Genomic DNA, 19,445 nt, shown 5'->3' with positions numbered 1-19,445 from the left:
ATAGATGCGAAGTCTTTCGCAACACCGCCGTACACTTTTGCAAGTGTAGTACAGATAGCAGCAGTTAGAGTTGTTTTACCGTGGTCAACGTGGCCGATAGTACCAACGTTAACGTGCGGTTTAGTACGTTCAAATTTTTCTTTAGACACGATCGTGTTCCTTCCTAGTTATGATTCGCCACGATCCGAATTGATCGAGACGCGCCAGAAATTGCTATTTTATGCGCCAACGTCAGTCAGCGCAATATTTGGACGCATTGATCTTTAAAAAAAACCAGACTTTTTTTCAGATCAAGACGTTTATAAGTAACCACGCGCTGCAATGATTTTATCTGCAAAGTTTTTCGGTACTTCAGCGTACTCGTTAAACTCCATAGAGTAAGACGCACGGCCTTGAGTTGCAGAACGTAGGTCAGTTGCGTAACCAAACATCTCAGATAGAGGTACTTGAGCGCGGACGATCTTAATACCCGCCACACCGTCATCCATACCTTCGATCATGCCGCGGCGACGGTTAAGGTCACCAACAACATCACCCATCCAATCTTCAGGAGTCGTTACTTCAACATTCATCATAGGCTCAAGAAGCACTGGTTGCGCTTCAAGTGAACCTTTCTTGAATGCCATCGAGCCGGCGATCTTAAACGCCATCTCGTTAGAGTCAACATCGTGGTAAGAACCATCGAACAGCGTTGCTTTAATGTCTAGTACCGGGTAACCCGCTACCACACCGCTATTCATTTGCTCTTCGATACCTTTCGATACCGAGCTGATGTATTCCTTAGGAACCACACCACCCACAATTTCGTCAACAAAGACAAAACCTTCGCCAGGTTCAGATGGCTCCAGTTTGATCCATACGTGACCGTACTGACCACGACCACCAGATTGACGAACAAATTTACCTTCAACTTCCGCACTTCCACGGATCGTTTCACGGTAAGCAACCTGAGGTTTACCTACATTACAGTCAACGCTGAATTCGCGTTTCATACGGTCAACGATGATATCTAGGTGAAGCTCACCCATACCAGAGATCAGAGTCTGACCCGTCTCGTCGTCCGTTTCGACACGGAAAGATGGATCTTCTGCCGCTAGTTTACCTAGTGCAATACCCATCTTTTCTTGATCGGCAACAGAGCGAGGCTCTACCGCGATCTGAATAACAGGATCAGGGAATTCCATGCGTTCCAGAATCACTTTATGGTTCTGATCACACAGAGTATCACCTGTAGTCACGTCTTTTAGGCCAATCGCAGCAGCGATATCTCCCGCACGGACTTCTTTAATTTCGTCACGCTTATTTGAGTGCATCTGAACGATACGACCGAAACGTTCTTTCTTCTGTTTAACAGAGTTGTAAACTGCATCACCAGAGTTCACGACACCCGAGTAAACACGCATAAAGGTTAGCGTACCTACGAATGGGTCAGTTGCGATCTTAAATGCTAATGCTGAAAACGGTTCATTGTCGTCGGCATGACGCTCAACTTCATTTTCGTTGTCATCAATACCTTTAATCGCAGGAACATCGACTGGCGAAGGCAAGTATTCAACTACTGCATCTAGTACCGCTTGAACACCTTTGTTTTTAAACGCACTACCACAAGTGGCCAGTACGATTTCGTTGTTTAGTGTGCGAGTACGTAGAGCTTGTTTGATCTCTGCTTCCGTCAGTTCGCCTTCTTCAAGGTATTTATCCATCAGCTCTTCAGTCGCTTCTGCAGCTGACTCAACTAAGTTGTTGCGCCACTCTTCAGCGATTTCTAGCATGTCTGCTGGGATATCTTCGTAAGTGAAGGTCGTACCTTGATCTTCTTCGTTCCAGTTGATCATTTTCATCTTGATCAGGTCGATAACACCCTTGAACTCTTCTTCCGCACCAACGTTAAGCTGGATAGGAACAGGGTTCGCACCAAGACGGTTTTTGATTTGATCAACAACACGTAGGAAGTCAGCACCTGCACGGTCCATCTTGTTGACAAATACCATACGTGGAACATGGTACTTGTCTGCTTGACGCCATACAGTTTCAGATTGAGGTTCAACACCTGATGAACCACAGAACACAACTACAGCACCATCAAGTACACGCAATGAACGCTCTACTTCGATTGTGAAATCTACGTGTCCAGGAGTATCGATGATGTTGATGCGGTGGTCTTGGAATTGCGCTTCCATACCACGCCAGAAAGTTGTAGTCGCAGCAGAGGTGATTGTGATACCACGCTCTTGCTCCTGCTCCATCCAGTCCATGGTAGCAGCACCATCGTGCACTTCACCGATTTTATGAGAAAGACCAGTATAGAACAGAATACGTTCACTTGTGGTTGTTTTACCTGCGTCTACGTGAGCGACGATACCGATATTACGGTAGCGCTCAATAGGTGTTTTACGAGCCACGATTGAATCCTCTTGAATTAGGGACTATTGCTATGTCTAGATAATTTTAGGATGGCATTGGGCAATTTTCCTTACCCCTAGATATAGCAATAGTTCCTAGGCTTGCGCATAGGAACTAGAGTAGCGCCGCGAGGGTTCCCGCGGCACTGAAAGGTATTACCAACGGTAATGTGCGAACGCTTTGTTTGCGTCAGCCATGCGGTGAACGTCTTCACGTTTCTTAACCGCAGTACCTTTGTTCTCAGACGCGTCTAGCATTTCAGCAGCTAGGCGTTGAGCCATAGATTTTTCACCACGCTTACGCGCAGCTTCAACCAACCAACGCATAGCAAGTGCGTTACGGCGAACCGGACGTACTTCTACAGGAACTTGGTAAGTTGAACCACCTACACGGCGAGATTTAACCTCTACCGCTGGGCGAACATTTTCAAGAGCTTCTTCAAATACAGCTAAGTGATCTTTACCAGATTTCTCAGCCATTGCATCTAGTGCAGTGTAAACAATTTTCTCTGCAGTAGATTTTTTACCGTCAACCATAAGGATGTTAACGAATTTTGCCAGCAATTCAGATTTGAATTTAGGATCTGGAAGGATCTTACGCTGACCGATGACGCGACGACGTGGCATGGAATTTCTCCGTTGTCTTATTCTTCAGGTTATCCAAAACTTTTCAGTTTCTTCAAAAATTAAAATTTAATTTTAGTGTTTGGCCTTACTTAACGCTTCTCTTTAAAAGAAAAGACGATTAAGACTTAGGACGCTTCACACCGTACTTAGAACGACCTTGTTTACGGTCATTTACGCCAGCACAGTCTAGTGCACCACGTACTGTGTGGTAACGCACACCCGGAAGGTCTTTTACACGACCGCCACGGATTAGAACAACTGAGTGCTCTTGAAGGTTGTGACCTTCACCACCGATGTACGAAGTTACTTCGAAACCGTTTGTTAGACGTACACGACAAACTTTACGTAGTGCCGAGTTAGGTTTTTTAGGTGTAGTAGTGTAAACACGAGTACATACACCACGTTTTTGTGGACACGCTTCTAGTGCAGGCACGTTGCTTTTAACAACTTGCTTTGCACGAGGCTTACGTACCAACTGGTTAATAGTTGCCATTAACTAGCTCCTGATTTACTTGAAAGTAAGCTTTGTGAAAAATCTATCCCTAACTACTAGTGGCAGTTAGGGACGCAAAATTCTATTCAGCAGTGAGAGGTGTGTCAAGAAATATACGGATCTTTTTTGTTCAACTCTGAGCAAAAAAGCGTAAACATCCGACGACACAAAGAAAGCGGTGAGATTCGGCTACTCCCAAGTCACCGAATTTGTGTGTGTGACGGTCAATTCAACGAAACCATCATAATCAATAAGTGCAATATTAGAACTGATTCGATTTTCGATACCACGGGCTTTGGCATCACTGACTAATACAGAAATATCCAGACCTTGGATCTGACGATAAGCTTTATGCTGAGGGTTAGCAGCGAACACCGCTTGCTCAATAAGAATCAAGCTGTCCCCGTCACTAAAGGCAGTGACCACCTCTGCTAACGCTTGTATATTTTTAACGATATGGAGCATAAGACACCTAGAATGTAAGTACTTTACCAGCGCGATGAAGCAGCTCGCTTAGCTCAGAATGCGTCAGTGACTGGGCATCAATGACCAAGTCAGCTTGCGCCAAGCCCCTTTCTTCCAGAGAGCTCTGACAGACAAAGATCCGCTCGATATCATAGAGATCAAATAGCTTCATCATCGGCGAGTAGTCTTTGCTTAAGATATCTGCCGTTTGTTGGCCGTGTAGCAACTGATAGACGCCATCACCCATAAAGATGACACAGATGTCTTCACAGTACGCAGAAGCCGCCAGTAAGGCATCAACGCCTTCTCTACCTGAGGAAAGGCTATGAGGTGCACTACGGAAGAGATACGTTAACTGACTCAAAACTGTACTACCCTATCTTGAACTAACATTGCTTCCGCCAAGCTACCTAAACCCGCTTGATGAAAACCTTCCGCTAAGTTGCTTTGACTCAAACCATGTTGATTCGCTTCATCCTGGCTGACAATGCCACGACGCAGCGCAGCCGCAACACAAGTTTCAAGACGAACACCATGTTCGCAAGTAAGCTCTTGCCATGCTTTAACGAGGTCAAATTCGTCATTGGCAGGAACAGTCAACGCGCTGCCGTTCGTCACGCCATCTTGATAGAAGAAAACGCTGACCAAGGTATGCCCTTTAGCCATCACAGCTTGAGCAAACTGATAGGCACTACGTGCAGATTGACTGCCATAGACCGAGCCATTCACCACTAAGGTATAAGTCAGTTGACTCAACTTTCATCATCCTCAGTTTTACGTTGGCGAATATAGAGGTAAACGGTGTGCTTAGAGATGTTCAAGCGATCGGCTACACGGTTGATGGCATCTTTAATATCGAAGATACCTTTATCGTATAGCTCCATCACGATTTGACGATTCTTAGTATTATTCGACACTGACTTATCAGCGTTGATTTCTTCAATCGTACGTTCAACTGTTTGGTCCACCAGCTCTTCTACATCACTAGCAAAGTTAACTGACGATGCCGCTTGTTTGGCCTCTTCCGTTGGCATGAACGATTGCAAAACCTGAGAAAAAGGTGCATCCAGATTAACGTTGATACAAAGCAAACCAATCACGCGGTTTTCACCGTTACGGATAGCGACTGTGATGGACTTCATCAATACGCCACCTTTCGCTCGGGTAAAATAGGAACGAGAAAAGTTGCGCTCTGACCCTTCAATATCACGCAGCATTTTTAATGCTAAGTCAGTAATTGGCGAACCGACTTGACGACCTGTGTTCTCACCATTGGCAATTTTGATCGCTGAGGTGTTCAAGTCTTCAAGCGAGTGAAGAACGATTTCACAAAACGGACCGATGAGACTCGCAATCCCATCAACGACAGCTTCATAAGATCTAAGAATAATTTTGTCGTGCTCACTAAATGGCATCACATTAACAGATTCCATTTCGAGCAGCATATCCGTGTTTACTGTTTCTGTAGTTGTCACTTCTTTAAGCCTTAGAGCGAAAAATCAACAAATTGGTGTAAGTTTATCAGAAATTTTGAAGAGCACACCTAGCTAACCTGTCATCTAGTGATTTAGAACAAAAAATTCGTTAGTTATGTTTCATCAGAGCGAGAAATAAAAAAGGCTTGGAATCATCCAAGCCTTTAACATGTCCGCTATTTAAGCTTATTGAGCTGCTTCACCATTATCGATTTTCAGCAGTTCAACTTCAAACACTAGAGTAGAGTTTGCAGGAATAGTCGGTGTATCTTGTTCACCGTATGCAAGCTCTGGCGGAATAACAAACTTGAACTTAGAACCGACAGGCATTAGCTGAACGCCTTCAGTCCAACCAGGGATCACACGGTTAAGTGGGAAAGTTGCTGGCTCGCCGCGATCGTAAGAGCTGTCAAACTGAGTACCATCGATCAAAGTACCTTTGTAGTGTACTTGAACAGTATCAGTATCTTTTGGCTGCTCACCTTCTGCTGGTGTCATTACTTGGTAAAGTAGACCAGACTCAGTCTTCACTACGCCTTCTTGCTTTTCAAACTCAGCGCGGAAGTTATCACCTTCGGTCTTCGCTGCTGCCGCTTTCTCAGCCGCTTGCTTTTGCATAATTTCTGCAACACGCTTGTCTAGCGCTTCTAGAGCTGCACGAGTTTCTTCTTCGTTTAGTTCAGGGTTACCCGCAAATACGTGCTCAATACCTTTCAGTACAAGATCTTTATTTAGCGTAATACCAATCTCATTTGGCTTGTCTAAGCTTGTATTCAGGTAGTTTGCAAAAGAGACACCAATTGCGTAAGCCGCTTTGTCATCTTCTGTTTTAAAGTGAACCGCTTTGCCTGTTTCCGCCTGTACTTGCTCTACTGCAGGTGCTGCGTCAGTTTTAGGTTCTTCTTCTTTTTGACAGCCAGCAGCCAACGCTACAGTTGCAGCAAGCAGTGACACTTTAAAAATTGATTTCATTTAACTCTCCAATTGAGACTTTTGTCTTTGTGCACAGTTCTTTAAGAAAGACTGGTACACATTCGCATGTTGTACCAATATAACCAATATGCGTTTTAATTAAACGTAAACAAGCGGATATTTGGACTTAATGCGTATAATTTTTAACTCACTAATCATTGCGATTGTCATCTTTTCGTTAAATGGGTGTTTTTTCTCCACCCAAGATGCACAACGTTGGACCATCGAGCCTCAAGGTACCACTAGCTTTGCACTCAGCCGAGATGCACGCTTTGCCCTGCTCTACTCCAAAGAACACCAGTTGGTTCTTTGGGATCTAAATGAGAGCCAAGAGCTTGCCGCTTTGGGCCCACAAGATCCTCAATCAAGCACAGTCTCGCAAATTCGAATCTCGGATAACGGTCGTTTTGCCGTCACCGCAACCCAAATAAACTTTGCTGTTTGGGATTTAGCGTGGACTCAAGCACAAGGCTTATGGTCTATTTCTGATGGATTAATCCGTGACATTGATATTGCAAGTAACGGGGACCAAGTACTACTCGGCCTCTCAAATGGCAAAGCCATCTACGTAAACTTAGTCACCGGACGGCGTCTAGAGTTCCTTGCCCATAACGAAAAAGTCAATTCTGTAGCCCTTTCTCCCAATGGCCGCTTCGCTCTGTCAGGGGGAAATGACTATAAAGCCTACCTTTGGAACACTGACACTGGGCAAATCATTCACACCTTTGAGCATGAACAAAGAGTCAATCGAGTCGCCTTACAGCGTGATGGTCAGTTAGCGTTTACTTCTGACGGCGGTAACCAAGCGATTGTGTGGGAACTCCCATCTGGAAAGAAACTCTCGCAGCTGAGTAGTTTTTCACGCCAACTTATTTTCTCTACTGCGCGTTTTTCCGATGACGGTCAGTACTTAGTCACAGGAACACCTTCAAGCAGAATCATGGTGTGGAACACTCAAAGTGGCAAAAGGGTCGATGGTTTTGAAGCGGAGCCGCTAAAAGATACTCGCCCTCCACGCGCAGTGGTGTATGATGCAGCCTTTGATAGCCAGAACCGCGTCATTACCGGCACATCTGCGGGCATAGCCCAAGCTTGGGACGTGGACTATTAACAACGAAGAACCGTTAGCGATGACAGAAAAGCGAATTGAACAGTTAGAAAGCCGTGTAAATGACCTAGAGTGTCAGTTAGCTTTCCAAGAGCAAACTATTGAAGAATTGAATGATGCGCTGAGTCAGCAGCAGCTGCTGATCACCAAGATGCGCGATCAGATGAAGTACGTGGTTGGTAAAGTGAAGAACATGGACTCTTCGAATCTAGCCGATCAATCAGAAGAGACGCCTCCTCCTCACTACTAGTAAGCATTTAGCAATTCTAGGACTAACTAAATATATAGGCGATAACAGCGCCGGCAACGACCAAACAGCCACCGATTCGACGTAATTGATTGTCAGGCTGTTGACTCATCTCAGCAACCATACGGCGCCAACCATTAGGTGCGATCAGTGGGCCTAATCCCTCGACGATAAGTACCAGCCCAAATGCCAGCCATAATGAGTTCGACATAGTTAACCTACTTGTACTAGAAACAAAAAATAAAGGCTCCATCAAGGAGCCTTTATTATATCTGAATAGCGATTACTTCGCTGGTACGCCGTTGGCGTTATTCATGTATTGGAAGAAGTCACTCTTCGGATCCAATACTAGAATGTCACTCTTGTTGCTGAACGATTTCTCGTACGCTTTCAAAGAACGGACAAAGCCAAAGAACTCAGCGTCTTTATTGTAAGCATCAGAGTAGATCTTCGCCGCTTTTGCATCCGCTTCACCGCGTGTTACTCGCGCAGTCTTATCCGCTTCAGCAAGAACCGTTGCCACTTCTAGCTCAGCTTGAGCACGGATAACTTCCGCACGCTCACGACCTTGAGAACGGTGTTTACGAGCTACTGACTCACGCTCTGCACGCATACGCTTGTAGATAGAGTCACTGATGTTGTCAGGAAGGTTGATTTTCTTCATACGGAAATCAACAATCTCAACACCTAAGTCCGTTAGCGCGCTATCACGTGTACCTTCCAGTACATTTGCCATGATCTTGTCACGCTCACCATCAATCTCTAGTGCTTCTTTTGCCGCTTCTGTTGTTACTTCTTCACTGTCTACGCTATCTGGTAGGACATCGTTATTACGTGGACCAGACACAATCTGTTTGATTTCACGAGCACCGATTTCAGAACGAAGAACGTCAGTCACTTTACGCTCAAGTAGCGCTTCAGCAGTTAGCACATTACCGCCACCTGTTGTCAGGTAGAAACGACCAAAATCTTCGATACGCCACTTAACGTAAGTATCGATGATAACGTCTTTTTTCTCTGACGTTACGAAGCGGTCAGAACGGCCATCCATTGTCTGAATACGTGCATCTAAAGTTTTCACACGATCAAACAGAGGCATTTTGAAATGAAGGCCAGGTTCGTAAATCTTAGAAACACCGTTGTCATCTAGGACACGACCGAATCGGATTACTAGGCCTCGTTCACCCTCTTGGATAACGAATACTGACATCAGCAGCAATGCAATCGTTACGACTAATACAGGGATCATTAACTTACGCATTCTTAATATCTCCCTTGACGTGAACCAGTTGTACGAGATTGCGAGTCTGAAGTTGTGTCATTTGACTTAGTTTCAAGCTCAATTTGGTCGTAAGCAGAAGTCGACTTCGTTTTACGTTTTGTTTGAGATTGACCTTCACCCGCTAACTTGTCGATAGGCAAGTAGAGTAGGTTGCCACTTGACTCTGAATCGATCAGAACCTTCGAAGTATTGCTGTAAACTTCTTCCATCGTATCTAGGTACAGACGGTTACGAGTAACTTCTGGAGCCGCTTGATATTCTGGTAGTAGTTTTTCAAACTGAGCCACTTGACCTAGCGCTTCGTTTACAACGCGCTCAGAGTAACCCAATGCTTCTTTCTTCAGACGTTCAGCACGACCTGTCGCTTTAGGAAGAATATCGTTACGGTAAGCTTCTGCTTCACGTTCGAAACGTTCCTCATCCTCACGAGCCGCGATAGCATCATCGAATGCATCTTTAACTTCCTCAGGTGGACGTGCAGACTGGAAGTTGACGTCAACGATGACAACACCCATGTCGTAGCTATCAATAATTTCATTCAGCGTTTCTTGCGTGCTTTGACGAATCTGTTGACGACCACTTGTCAGGATACTATCCATCAAAGAGTCACCCACAACAGCACGTAGAGCAGAATCAGTCGCTTGGCGTAAGCTGTCGTCTGCGTTAGTTACGCGGAATAGGTATTTGTATGGGTCAGCAACACGGTACTGGACATCCATTGCAACCGTCACAACGTTTTCATCTTTAGTCAGCATTAGACCTGATGAACGAAGAGAACGAATTGCCTGAACGTTAACGGCTTCATACTCGTCAATAAAACGAGGACGCCAGTTAAGACCAGGATCGACCACGCGATCATATTTACCTAGGCGTAGTACCACACCACGCTCAGCTTCACCGATAGTGTAAAAGCCTGCAAAGAACCAAATAGCTATTGCGATTGCTGCGATAACACCAAAACCTAGTGCACCACCGCCGCCACCAATAGACGATCCTTTACCACCTTTGCCACCAAACTTTCCACCCAGTTTCTGACTCAGTTTATTAAACACTTCGTCCAAGTCTGGCGGTCCTTGATCACGGCCACCTTTGTTACCACGATTATTATTACCCCAAGGGTCATTATCGCGGCCATTGTTGCCGTTGTTATTACCAGGCTCATTCCACGCCATTAGAAAGCTCCATCATTTGATATGACGTTATACTGTAGCAGTCATTTAAGTAACTATAAAGTCACGTAAAACTGCCTCATCTCTTTTTTCAAGTCTAGACCAATCCGCCTGTTGCATTCGAACTTCAATCAACAGGTTGCCTTCTTGGTCATATTCTTCTCGTTGAATACACTTCATCTGAAAGAATGTACTACGAAGTCTGCCTTGATGTTGTGGCGGAATTCGCATTTGGTGCTGAACCATTTGACTTGCCAAACGTTCAGTCAGCGCGTCAAACAAGAGTTCAATCCCCTTGCCTTCCATCGCTGAAACCCAAACCGTTTGAGGGACACCTTCGTCATCCCTATCGATTCGAGGGTTTTGACCTTCGAGGTTATCGATCTTGTTCATGACAACCAACGCCGGAATTTCATCCGCGTCGATTTCAGCTAGTACTTCATGAACAGCTTGAATATTCTCACGAAAACGCTCATCACTGGCATCAACAACATGTAACAAAATGTCAGCTTCTTGCGTTTCCTGAAGTGTTGCTTTAAACGCAGCAACCAAATCGTGTGGTAAGTGTCGAATGAAACCTACCGTGTCGGCCAAAATAGCCGGGCCAACATCTGATAACTCGATCTTACGCAAAGTAGGATCCAAGGTAGCAAATAGCTGGTCAGCAGCGTAGACACCTGCTTCGGTGATTCGGTTAAACAGCGTCGATTTCCCGGCGTTGGTATAACCCACTAGGGAAACAGTCGGGATTTCCGCTCGACTTCTTGCACGGCGACCTTGTTCACGTTGTTTAGCGACTTTCTCTAAACGACGTAATATCGTCTTAATACGTACACGCAATAAACGTCGGTCAGTTTCTAGCTGAGTTTCACCTGGACCACGTAAACCGATACCACCTTTCTGTCTTTCAAGGTGAGTCCAACCACGAATTAATCGAGTAGAGATATGGCGTAGCTGAGCAAGTTCGACTTGTAGCTTACCTTCGTGGGTACGGGCACGCTGAGCAAAGATATCAAGAATTAGACCAGTACGATCTAGTACGCGACATTTACACAACGCTTCGAGGTTACGTTCTTGGGCAGGAGAGAGGGAGTGATTAAAAATCACAATGTCAGCACCAGCCAACTGCACTGCTTGTGCAATCTCCTGAGCTTTGCCCTCTCCGACATAGTATTTAGGGTGTGGTGACTGGCGACTTCCGGTTACAACTTGTAACGTAGAAACGCCAGCAGAAGAGACCAGCATCTCAAACTCGCTGAGATCTTCCCACTCCCCTTCTTGCGTGAAGTTGATATGAACAAGTACGGCTCGCTCACCGGCTTCATAACGGTCAAACAAGCAATCAACTCCTTAAAAACTAAATAGGTAATTCAGAAAATTAATCTTCTGATTTCTCTTGACGATCACCTTGTGGACGATCACCGCTGTGGTGGCTCACTGGACGAGCAGGAACTACCGTAGAAATAGCGTGCTTGTACACCATTTGGTTAACTGTGTTTTTCAGCAAGATAACAAATTGGTCAAATGACTCGATCTGACCTTGTAGTTTAATTCCGTTTACAAGGTAGATAGATACTGGAATACGTTCACGACGTAATGCATTTAAGAATGGGTCTTGTAAAGATTGCCCCTTAGCCATTTTTATTTTCCTTATTTTGTAATTTTGTTTTAGTTATTTAGCTAGTGGTGCGCTGCACAAAGTGCGGCCTTTGCTCTGAGCTAAACGAATAAAATAACACCCTGTCGTTACCTGTTATGACGGCTTTAAACCGAAATTTCAAGTAACAGATCCTTTACAGGGTACATTCACGCAAAAGCGATCACATTATACACAGCTAAAACCTTCAGATGCTATTGCATTTGAAACAGTTTCTAGCGCTTGTTCAATGTTCTCACTATCTAACCAAGTTAAATCATCCCAGCTGCGTAACCAGGTGATTTGTCGCTTGGCCAATTGACGAGTTGCACAGACGCCTTTAAAGATCGCGTCATCAAGTGTGCAGTTCCCATCCAAATAGTCCCACATCTGCCTATAACCGACACAACGAATCGATGGTAGATCCGGATGAAGATCATCACGAGCATAAAGTGCACGCATTTCATCTTCAAAGCCCGCTTCTATCATTTTCTCGTAGCGCAGCTCAATTCGACGATGGAGCTCAGCCCTTTCCTTGGGAGCTATTGCAAACTGTTTAACTCGGTAAGGCAGACTTTCACCTTTGATTTGAGTTAACTCAGTAAGAGTTTTACCTGAAATTCGATGAACTTCCAATGCCCTAGATAATCTTTGTGGATCATTCGGGTGGATTCGCTCAGCAGAAACAGGATCAATTTCTTTCAGATCATCGTGAAGCTTATCCCAGCCATGAGTCAATGCTTCTTGCTCAATTTGCTGACGGATCTCTGGATTTGCAGCCGGAAGTGGTGATAAGCCTTCAAGCAACGCTTTGTAGTAAAGCATAGTGCCGCCCACTAATAATGGGATCTTGCCTTGCGCTACAATCTTGTCCATCTCAATCAGCGCATCACGGCGAAAATCGGCGACTGAATACGCTTCACTTGGATCTAAAATGTCGATCAGGCGATGTGGTGCCAACGCCTGCTCTTGTGCATCTGGCTTAGCGGTACCTATGTCCATCCCTTTGTAAATCAACGCTGAGTCGACTGAAATGATCTCTACTGGGTACTTCTTTCTTAGGCGAATCGCTAAATCTGTTTTGCCTGATGCGGTTGGCCCCATTAAAAACAGAGCCAAAGGTAATTCTTTGTTTTTCATAATTCTAAAGCTGCAATGGTTGCAGAAAAATCAACAGGCCTTACGAAGGTGGCATCCCCTAGTGGAAGCTGCCCCTGCCAAAGTTGTTCAATATCAGCAATGATTTGAATTGCTTCCGACAAAGTGTAGTCGCTTTTTACCTGAGTAATTTGATCACTTAACCAGTTTGCTAACTGAACATGATCCAGTGGCTGTTCGCTGGCGACATACGAAGCGGCGTAAGATAACAGATCTGGCAACAGTTGTTGTAGATTTTGTTGTCTAAGCGGCTGCGGCACCCCCATGATCATCAACGCCTTGCTACCGCGCGCTTTCAATTCAATGCCAAATACTTTCAACACTGGCTCCAGCTTATTGGCGGTATCAAGTAATTCATCATCCAATTTAAGTGATAGCGGCACTAAAAGTGGTTGGCTCTTTAAACTGCCGCGGTGCGTGGCCAACTGACCATTAACTCGCAGCCACTCAGCTTTCGCCAAATTCACCAAGCAAGTCCCTGTCTTACCGCCCATCACTAGATAGTGCCCTTGAACCACATGCATCGCTTTACCTAAAGCTTCGACCACAGGCAATGGTGCTTGTTCCGTGGTTTTTTCTTGCTTGGGCTGCTCAGCTTGAATGGGGTCACACTCCGGCGTCTGCATTAGCTCTTGGTAGGCTTTGACTTCTCTCTGGCTTGGCGCGGGTTCACTGTAACGCTCAGTCACCTTTGGCTTACTGGTAGGACGAGACTCATTCCACTCACTGCGAGGTCGCGCTTCACGAAGGTTGTCTCTAGTTTGCTGATAATCCGCTTTACCCGGATAAGAAGGGACTGATTCGATCGCTTGATATTCTTGCGAAGAGACTTGTGGTGATGGCTCTACTGGCGCAGCTTCTGACTCAGTGTGCGCAGACTCGATATGGAAAGCAGAAGCGGTTTGCTCTGGCTTATCGATATGCGCGCTTTGTGCTAACGCGTCACTTAGGGCTTGGTAGATAAAATCATGTACTAGTCGCGCTTGATGGAAACGCACTTCATGCTTAGCGGGGTGAACATTGACATCCACTTGGTGCGGATCCAGTTCAATAAACAACACATAGGTCGCAAACTGATCCGGACGCAAACTGGTTTCGTAACTCTGACGGATCGCGTGATTGATCAACTTATCACGCATCATCCGCCCATTGACGTAGCAGTACTGAAGATCGCTTTGTTGACGAGCCCCTTCCGGCGCCGTGATCCAACCGTGAAGTTTTAACCCTTGGTGCTCCAGCTCAATTTTGAGCATATGACGCACAAACGCACTGCCACAGACTGCCGCGATACGCTTCTCTGCCTGAGCGTCTGTTTTCGCTGCTCGGTACTGTTTGATCAACTTACCGTTGTGTCTAACGTTGATCGTCACATCGAAGCGACTTAGAGCAATACGCTTAAGCAGCTCATCGATATGGGCGAACTCTGTTTTTTCAGTGCGGAGGAATTTACGCCTTGCCGGCGTATTGAAAAACAGATCGAGCACTTCGACGGTTGTGCCAATCGGGTGCGCTGCAGGTTGCAATTTGACCTGCATCTCTCGCCCTTCACTGTATGCAGACCAAGCTTGCTCTTGTGTTGCTGGGCGGGACGTCATGGTCAAACGAGAAACTGAACTGATACTCGCCAGAGCTTCACCACGAAAGCCTAAACTGATAATGGCTTCAAGATCATCTAAGGTGTGAATCTTTGAGGTTGCATGACGACTGAGTGCAAGACCAAGCTCATCTTTGACGATGCCTTTGCCGTTATCTCGCACACGAATTAGCTTAGCGCCACCCTTCTCGATATCAATATCGATACGCGTAGCACCTGAATCTAAGCTGTTTTCCACCAACTCTTTGACAACAGAAGCGGGTCTTTCAACCACTTCACCCGCTGCTATTTGGTTGGCAAGACGTGCTGGAAGAATTTTAATCGTCATGTCTGATCACACTGTTAGTTACGAGGAATAATCAACACTTGGCCAACCGCCAATTGATCTGAACGTAGATTATTCGCCTTACGAATGCCACTGACACTCACACTGTACTTGCTGGCAATCTTGCCAAGGAACTCGCCACTTTTCACCGTATGCTTACGCAGAGGCTGATCCTTCATGCTGACCGTAATCTTAAGTTTCTGACCTAACTTAAGCGTGTCTGACTTCAAGTTGTTTTCACGCTTAATGGTCGAGACGGACACTTTATATTTAGCGGCAATCTTACCTAGGTACTCACCTTTTTGAACCACATGCGTGAGTGTTTTAGTCTCAACCGGGTTGCTGACTTTCGGTACACTAACAGGCTTAGATGTACCAGGAATGGTCAGCACTTGGCCAATGGCTAAACTACTGCTTTTTAGCTTATTGGTTTGCATAATCGCTTTGGTCGATGTGCCATATTTCTTGGCGATGACAGACAATGACTCACCACGCGACACTTTATGCTTAATGGTTTTACCGCGATTAGCAAATAGCGTCCCTTCTGGAGGGTTGGCCTCAAAGTACTGAACGATCGCTTTGGCTAAAGAGCGAGCGAGCTTATCTTGGTGACTACGCTGGAACAGCAGTCTCTCTTCAGTTGGGTTAGAAATAAAGCCAGTCTCAACTAACACAGATGGAATATCTGGTGATTTCAGTACTGCAAGACTTGCGTTCACTGGCTCTTTCTTATGTAGATGAATACCCGCACGCCCCATTTCACGGAGAATATTAGTCGCAACCTTGTAGCCCTCTTTTTGTGAGTGGCTAAATTGCAGATCAAGCAACGTTTGACTGACGTTTTTGTCATTGGTGTTCTTAGCAAGCACATCCCCTGCGCCGCCTAATAATTGAGATTGTTCTTCATGGTTTTCAACCCAACGCGCAATCTCTGTATTCGCTCGACGGGTATTCAACACAAATACAGAGCCGCCACGAGGTTTAGGTGATCGGAAGGCATCCGCGTGAACAGAAACCAATAAATGGGCTTTGTTCTTACGTGCAATCGACGAACGCTTGTTAAGGTTAACAAAATAGTCACCTCCGCGCGTCAATACCGCTTTCATCCCTGGCGTAGCATTAATTTGCGCAGCAATCTTCTTCGAAATCGCTAACGTCGCATGCTTTTCATATTTCTTGGTTGGACCTATCGAACCTGGGTCTTCACCACCGTGACCGGCATCAATTGCAACAACAATATCTGCAGTGCCAAGTAACTGAGAGGCATCACGGCTCACCGTAGTTGGGCTGGTTGGTTTTGTAGTGACAGGGGTTGAGCCTTTTTGGCTGCCATGTGGCATATCAATCACCAATCGGTGACCGTACTGTCCGCCTGGGGTTGGGGCCAGTTTAAATAGCTGAGGCGTTACTTTACGGCTCAACTCAAACACCAAACGGTAAGTGCCTTTATCTGGCGGAGAGCTCTTACGAATCTTTTTCAGAACTGGGCTATCAGAGATATTGATAGGCAGCTTTGTGCTTAAACTGGTCTTTTTCAGGTCGACCACCAAGCGTGAAGGGCTAGAAAGCGTGAAATAACTATATTCCGCTTCCGATTTTAGATCGATAACAACACGCGTCTCATCAGGAGATGGCCAAACACGAACGCCTTCTAAAGCGTTCGCAAAAGCCAAACTAGGTACTAAGGTAAGAGCAAGGAGAAACGGAAAGAAAACAGCTCTTAATAATCGACTCTTCAACATAACTCCAACTGTTCTAGTAATTGACATCCATATTGATTGTTTGCAGTCAGTTCAACCACACGCTCTTCACCCTGATAGCGCAGGTCAATATCCAGATCAGGTTCTGGCAATAAGCCATGCCCTTTTTCTGGCCACTCAACAAGACAGATTGCATCTGGAGTAAAGTAATCACGAATTCCCATAAACTCCAACTCTTCTGGGTCAGCTAAGCGATAAAGATCAAAATGATAAACCTGCCATTGATCGAGCTGGTACGGTTCCACCAAAGTGTAAGTTGGACTCTTTACATTACCTTGATGTCCTAGCGCACGTACAAAACCACGACTAAATGTGGTCTTTCCTGCACCAAGATCACCATGTAAGTAGATCGTAGTTTGCTGAGAACACAGGTTAGCCAAGGCTGTCCCTAATTGAATCGTTGCTTGTTCGTCTTTTAGGGCAAATTGTTTGGTGGTCATGAAGATCAATCTCTAGGGTCTAATGCGGTGACTATAAAAATCAAAAGAACAGGAATAGTAAACTGGGTTGGATTTGAGAGACAAGAGATCTTGTGTAAGTAAAACGAAAAATCAGCGATTTCTTGGTATTTTTCCCTATTGACTGCCTAGATCCTATGAATAAGATCCGTTAAGATCCTGCCCCCTTCAACTAAGGCGTATCCGCATGAACTATCAAGAGCTCGTCGAAAAGATCAAAATTTGGGGCCAAGAACTCGGCTTCCAAAAAGTTGGTATCTGCGATGTAGACCTCTCAGCGCACGAACAAGAACTGCAAAGATGGTTAGATGCGGGCTACCACGGTGATATGGATTGGATGGCGCGCCACGGTATGATGAGAGCACGCCCACATGAGCTGCTGCCGGGTACGATACGAGTCATTAGCGTACGTATGGACTATTTACCCCCAGAAGCACGCTTTGCGACCAATTTAGCGGATCCAAGCCAAGCTTACGTTAGCCGATACTCACTTGGTCGTGATTACCATAAGCTCATCCGTAATCAGTTGAAGAAGCTCGGTCAAAAGATTGAGCAAGAGGTTGGTCAATTCGGTTATCGACCTTTTGTAGACTCGGCGCCAATTCTAGAACGTCCCTTAGCTCAAAAAGCGGGACTTGGTTGGACGGGTAAACATTCATTAGTACTCGATAAGGATTGTGGCTCATGGTTCTTCTTGGGTGAGCTATTGATCGATCTTCCCTTACCAGTTGATGAACCTAGCGTAGATGAATGCGGAAAATGCAAAGCCTGTATCACTTCATGCCCAACGCAAGCTATCGTTGCTGACGGTGTTGTTGATGCAAGGCGCTGTATCTCATATCTGACGATTGAATTTGATGGTGTGATTCCCGAAGAGTTTCGCCAAGCAATGGGCAATCGCATCTATGGCTGTGATGATTGCCAATTGGTCTGCCCTTGGAATCGTTTTTCTGAGATAACTGAACAGGAAGACTTTCACCGACGCGAAGCGTTCGAGGATTCAAATTTGGTGACTCTGTTCCTGTGGGATGAAGAGACTTTCTTAAAAAATATGGAAGGTTCTGCGATTCGTCGAATTGGCCATCTTCAGTGGCTGCGCAATTTATCTATTGCAATGGGGAATGCTCCTTTTTCGCAATCGATTGTTGATGCACTCCAAACACGTATAGGACTCACTGAAGTTTTAGACGAACATATCCACTGGGCTTTGGCTCAGCAACAATCTCAACTGCCTCTCAGTTCAACAAAGCTCAATCGCCTTATCAGAATTGTCGAGAAAGGACTACCCAGAGATGCATAATACTTGCCGAACTTAGTCGTCGATAAGTTGATTTAGCTCCAAAAATGAAAATGTGGAAAAAAGAAAGGATGATTACTCATTTTCTTACAGATAAAGAAGTTAATCACAATGCAAATAAATGACTAGGATCAAAAAACAGTGACTTAATGATCGTAATACCATGTGAGGCCAAGTATACGAGTTACATCATTTTCTTTATAAAACAACAACTTAAACACAACTAAGGTATGCGTAAGAAAGTTTCAAAAACAAAAAGATCTTTTTCGTCAAGCGCTCTTTCTGAGTTAATTTTGGGTTACCCACTAAGTTATCCACAACAAGAAATATGTGGATAAGTCTGTTGACTGATGTGTAGACGCCTAGCTCACACAGGGTTTGCTATCGTTTTTTCATCAGCACATCCCGTGCTTATACAATAAATTCAGACATAAAAACGCCCACCTAATATTTAGGAGGACTTCTTACGGTATTTTGGGGTTCATGCTTCGCAGCATTAGCTAAAGAGCGGTGGCCTATGGCCGTTTCAAATGAATGTGTCATTTGAAGGGGATTTGGAGCGTCTCGGCTGGATTCAGTCACGAGGGTTCTCGTGTGAGCCAAGCACTCTAAAATTTGGAGCGACACACGAGGTTCCCTATTCATAACAAAAAGGCGTGACCTCAACCTTGTAAGGTTGCGCTCAATCAAACTGAGCGGGTGTTGCATCTTTATCACCGTTAAGCACGATGAGAGCTATAAATTGGAGCGACACACGAGGTTCGAACTCGTGACCTCAACCTTGGCAAGGTTGCGCTCTACCAACTGAGCTAGTGTCGCATATTCTCATTAAGAGAATTGGTTGCGAGGACTGATTTGAACCAGTGACCTTCGCGAGGTTTTATGAATAGCTGAGCCCGACGAGCTAGCGAATCACAATACCTTTTAAATTTGGTTGCGGGAGCCGGATTTGAACCGACGACCTTCGGGTTATGAGC

21 protein-coding genes and 1 tRNA gene are annotated in these 19,445 nt (G+C 45.3%); 3 read left to right on the top strand and 19 right to left on the bottom strand.

The window, feature by feature from the left end:
* The 9 genes from ELS82_RS21245 to fkpA form a co-directional block, all read right to left on the bottom strand.
* Positions 1–149 (bottom strand): GTP-binding protein (locus tag ELS82_RS21245; RefSeq protein ID WP_238382785.1); only part of this gene is annotated, 149 nt, incomplete at its 3' end.
* A gap of 150 nt (positions 150–299) precedes the next feature.
* Positions 300–2,402, bottom strand: coding sequence for an elongation factor G (gene fusA / locus ELS82_RS21240; RefSeq protein WP_134837245.1), 2,103 nt, complete (start codon positions 2,400–2,402; stop codon positions 300–302).
* 156 nt (positions 2,403–2,558) lie between these two features.
* On the bottom strand, positions 2,559–3,029 hold the full coding sequence (gene rpsG / locus ELS82_RS21235; protein ID WP_004415829.1) for a 30S ribosomal protein S7: 471 nt from the start codon (positions 3,027–3,029) through the stop codon (positions 2,559–2,561).
* A 118-nt stretch (positions 3,030–3,147) separates the two neighbouring features.
* Positions 3,148–3,522 carry a 30S ribosomal protein S12 gene (rpsL, locus tag ELS82_RS21230; RefSeq protein ID WP_004399892.1) on the bottom strand — a complete coding sequence of 125 codons (375 nt, stop codon included), beginning with the start codon at positions 3,520–3,522 and terminating at the stop codon, positions 3,148–3,150.
* Between the two features lie 189 nt (positions 3,523–3,711).
* Positions 3,712–3,987: a sulfurtransferase complex subunit TusB gene (gene tusB / locus ELS82_RS21225; protein WP_134837244.1), complete on the bottom strand. Its 276-nt coding sequence runs from the start codon at positions 3,985–3,987 to the stop codon at positions 3,712–3,714.
* A 7-nt stretch (positions 3,988–3,994) separates the two neighbouring features.
* The gene (gene tusC / locus ELS82_RS21220; protein WP_134837243.1) at positions 3,995–4,351 is read right to left on the bottom strand and encodes a sulfurtransferase complex subunit TusC; all 357 of its coding nucleotides are present in this window, start codon (positions 4,349–4,351) and stop codon (positions 3,995–3,997) included.
* Positions 4,348–4,743 carry a sulfurtransferase complex subunit TusD gene (gene tusD / locus ELS82_RS21215; RefSeq protein ID WP_134837242.1) on the bottom strand — a complete coding sequence of 132 codons (396 nt, stop codon included), beginning with the start codon at positions 4,741–4,743 and terminating at the stop codon, positions 4,348–4,350. Before tusD ends, tusC begins: the two co-directional genes overlap by 4 nt.
* Entirely contained in the window at positions 4,740–5,462 is a 723-nt protein-coding gene (locus ELS82_RS21210) for a helix-turn-helix transcriptional regulator (RefSeq protein WP_008075289.1), read from the bottom strand. The genes tusD and ELS82_RS21210 overlap by 4 nt, the downstream gene beginning before the upstream one ends.
* 186 nt (positions 5,463–5,648) lie before the next feature.
* Positions 5,649–6,434 (bottom strand): FKBP-type peptidyl-prolyl cis-trans isomerase, encoded by a 786-nt coding sequence (gene fkpA / locus ELS82_RS21205; protein WP_134837241.1) that lies wholly within the window; start codon positions 6,432–6,434, stop codon positions 5,649–5,651.
* A gap of 130 nt (positions 6,435–6,564) precedes the next feature.
* Between fkpA and ELS82_RS21200 the strand changes: the two genes are divergently transcribed.
* Positions 6,565–7,545, top strand: coding sequence for a WD40 repeat domain-containing protein (locus tag ELS82_RS21200; protein ID WP_134837240.1), 981 nt, complete (start codon positions 6,565–6,567; stop codon positions 7,543–7,545).
* A gap of 19 nt (positions 7,546–7,564) precedes the next feature.
* Positions 7,565–7,792: a SlyX family protein gene (locus ELS82_RS21195; protein WP_053441738.1), complete on the top strand. Its 228-nt coding sequence runs from the start codon at positions 7,565–7,567 to the stop codon at positions 7,790–7,792.
* Positions 7,793–7,814: 22 nt separating this feature from the next.
* Here the strand turns inward: ELS82_RS21195 and ELS82_RS21190 are convergent, their stop codons facing one another.
* The 9 genes from ELS82_RS21190 to tsaE all read right to left on the bottom strand — a co-directional run bounded on the left by ELS82_RS21190 (position 7,815) and on the right by tsaE (position 17,153).
* Complete coding sequence (locus ELS82_RS21190) at positions 7,815–8,000, bottom strand: DUF2065 domain-containing protein (RefSeq protein ID WP_134837239.1); 186 nt, start codon at positions 7,998–8,000, stop codon at positions 7,815–7,817.
* Between the two features lie 72 nt (positions 8,001–8,072).
* Positions 8,073–9,050, bottom strand: coding sequence for a protease modulator HflC (gene hflC, locus ELS82_RS21185; protein ID WP_134837238.1), 978 nt, complete (start codon positions 9,048–9,050; stop codon positions 8,073–8,075).
* 2 nt (positions 9,051–9,052) lie between these two features.
* On the bottom strand, positions 9,053–10,243 hold the full coding sequence (gene hflK, locus ELS82_RS21180) for an FtsH protease activity modulator HflK (protein WP_134837237.1): 1,191 nt from the start codon (positions 10,241–10,243) through the stop codon (positions 9,053–9,055).
* A gap of 45 nt (positions 10,244–10,288) precedes the next feature.
* Complete coding sequence (hflX, locus tag ELS82_RS21175; protein ID WP_004415845.1) at positions 10,289–11,578, bottom strand: ribosome rescue GTPase HflX; 1,290 nt, start codon at positions 11,576–11,578, stop codon at positions 10,289–10,291.
* A gap of 40 nt (positions 11,579–11,618) precedes the next feature.
* Entirely contained in the window at positions 11,619–11,879 is a 261-nt protein-coding gene (hfq, locus tag ELS82_RS21170; protein ID WP_134837236.1) for an RNA chaperone Hfq, read from the bottom strand.
* Positions 11,880–12,065: 186 nt separating this feature from the next.
* Positions 12,066–13,016 carry a tRNA (adenosine(37)-N6)-dimethylallyltransferase MiaA gene (gene miaA, locus ELS82_RS21165; protein WP_134837235.1) on the bottom strand — a complete coding sequence of 317 codons (951 nt, stop codon included), beginning with the start codon at positions 13,014–13,016 and terminating at the stop codon, positions 12,066–12,068.
* Complete coding sequence (mutL, locus tag ELS82_RS21160; protein WP_134837234.1) at positions 13,013–14,956, bottom strand: DNA mismatch repair endonuclease MutL; 1,944 nt, start codon at positions 14,954–14,956, stop codon at positions 13,013–13,015. The genes miaA and mutL overlap by 4 nt, the downstream gene beginning before the upstream one ends.
* A 14-nt stretch (positions 14,957–14,970) precedes the next feature.
* The gene (locus ELS82_RS21155; RefSeq protein ID WP_134837233.1) at positions 14,971–16,695 is read right to left on the bottom strand and encodes a LysM peptidoglycan-binding domain-containing protein; all 1,725 of its coding nucleotides are present in this window, start codon (positions 16,693–16,695) and stop codon (positions 14,971–14,973) included.
* On the bottom strand, positions 16,689–17,153 hold the full coding sequence (gene tsaE / locus ELS82_RS21150; protein WP_004415854.1) for a tRNA (adenosine(37)-N6)-threonylcarbamoyltransferase complex ATPase subunit type 1 TsaE: 465 nt from the start codon (positions 17,151–17,153) through the stop codon (positions 16,689–16,691). Before tsaE ends, ELS82_RS21155 begins: the two co-directional genes overlap by 7 nt.
* Positions 17,154–17,358: 205 nt before the next feature.
* On the opposite strand from tsaE, the gene queG reads away from it, so the two are divergent.
* The gene (gene queG / locus ELS82_RS21145) at positions 17,359–18,471 is read left to right on the top strand and encodes a tRNA epoxyqueuosine(34) reductase QueG (RefSeq protein WP_134837232.1); all 1,113 of its coding nucleotides are present in this window, start codon (positions 17,359–17,361) and stop codon (positions 18,469–18,471) included.
* Between the two features lie 740 nt (positions 18,472–19,211).
* On the opposite strand, the gene ELS82_RS21140 is transcribed toward queG, so the two are convergent.
* A tRNA-Gly gene (locus ELS82_RS21140) sits at positions 19,212–19,287 on the bottom strand.
* Between the last annotated feature and the right edge of the window lie 158 nt (positions 19,288–19,445).

It is taken from the genome of Vibrio ouci (genome assembly GCF_004551525.1).
Taxonomy (GTDB): domain Bacteria; phylum Pseudomonadota; class Gammaproteobacteria; order Enterobacterales; family Vibrionaceae; genus Vibrio; species Vibrio ouci.
Note: the sequence above shows the minus strand (reverse complement) of the source record. Positions and strands in the feature narration are given on the sequence as shown.

Excerpts from the sequence above, each read along its gene's own strand:
- rpsL (WP_004399892.1), bottom strand. The coding sequence starts at position 3,522 with ATGGCAACTATTAACCAGTTGGTACGTAAGCCTCGTGCAAAGCAAGTT.
- hfq (WP_134837236.1), bottom strand. The coding sequence starts at position 11,879 with ATGGCTAAGGGGCAATCTTTACAAGACCCATTCTTAAATGCATTACGT.
- miaA (WP_134837235.1), bottom strand. The coding sequence starts at position 13,016 with ATGAAAAACAAAGAATTACCTTTGGCTCTGTTTTTAATGGGGCCAACC.
- ELS82_RS21200 (WP_134837240.1), top strand. The coding sequence starts at position 6,565 with ATGCGTATAATTTTTAACTCACTAATCATTGCGATTGTCATCTTTTCG.
- fkpA (WP_134837241.1), bottom strand. The coding sequence starts at position 6,434 with ATGAAATCAATTTTTAAAGTGTCACTGCTTGCTGCAACTGTAGCGTTG.
- ELS82_RS21190 (WP_134837239.1), bottom strand. The coding sequence starts at position 8,000 with ATGTCGAACTCATTATGGCTGGCATTTGGGCTGGTACTTATCGTCGAG.
- ELS82_RS21195 (WP_053441738.1), top strand. The coding sequence starts at position 7,565 with ATGACAGAAAAGCGAATTGAACAGTTAGAAAGCCGTGTAAATGACCTA.
- ELS82_RS21155 (WP_134837233.1), bottom strand. The coding sequence starts at position 16,695 with ATGTTGAAGAGTCGATTATTAAGAGCTGTTTTCTTTCCGTTTCTCCTT.
- queG (WP_134837232.1), top strand. The coding sequence starts at position 17,359 with ATGAACTATCAAGAGCTCGTCGAAAAGATCAAAATTTGGGGCCAAGAA.
- tusB (WP_134837244.1), bottom strand. The coding sequence starts at position 3,987 with ATGCTCCATATCGTTAAAAATATACAAGCGTTAGCAGAGGTGGTCACT.
- hflK (WP_134837237.1), bottom strand. The coding sequence starts at position 10,243 with ATGGCGTGGAATGAGCCTGGTAATAACAACGGCAACAATGGCCGCGAT.
- tsaE (WP_004415854.1), bottom strand. The coding sequence starts at position 17,153 with ATGACCACCAAACAATTTGCCCTAAAAGACGAACAAGCAACGATTCAA.
- mutL (WP_134837234.1), bottom strand. The coding sequence starts at position 14,956 with ATGACGATTAAAATTCTTCCAGCACGTCTTGCCAACCAAATAGCAGCG.
- rpsG (WP_004415829.1), bottom strand. The coding sequence starts at position 3,029 with ATGCCACGTCGTCGCGTCATCGGTCAGCGTAAGATCCTTCCAGATCCT.
- hflC (WP_134837238.1), bottom strand. The coding sequence starts at position 9,050 with ATGCGTAAGTTAATGATCCCTGTATTAGTCGTAACGATTGCATTGCTG.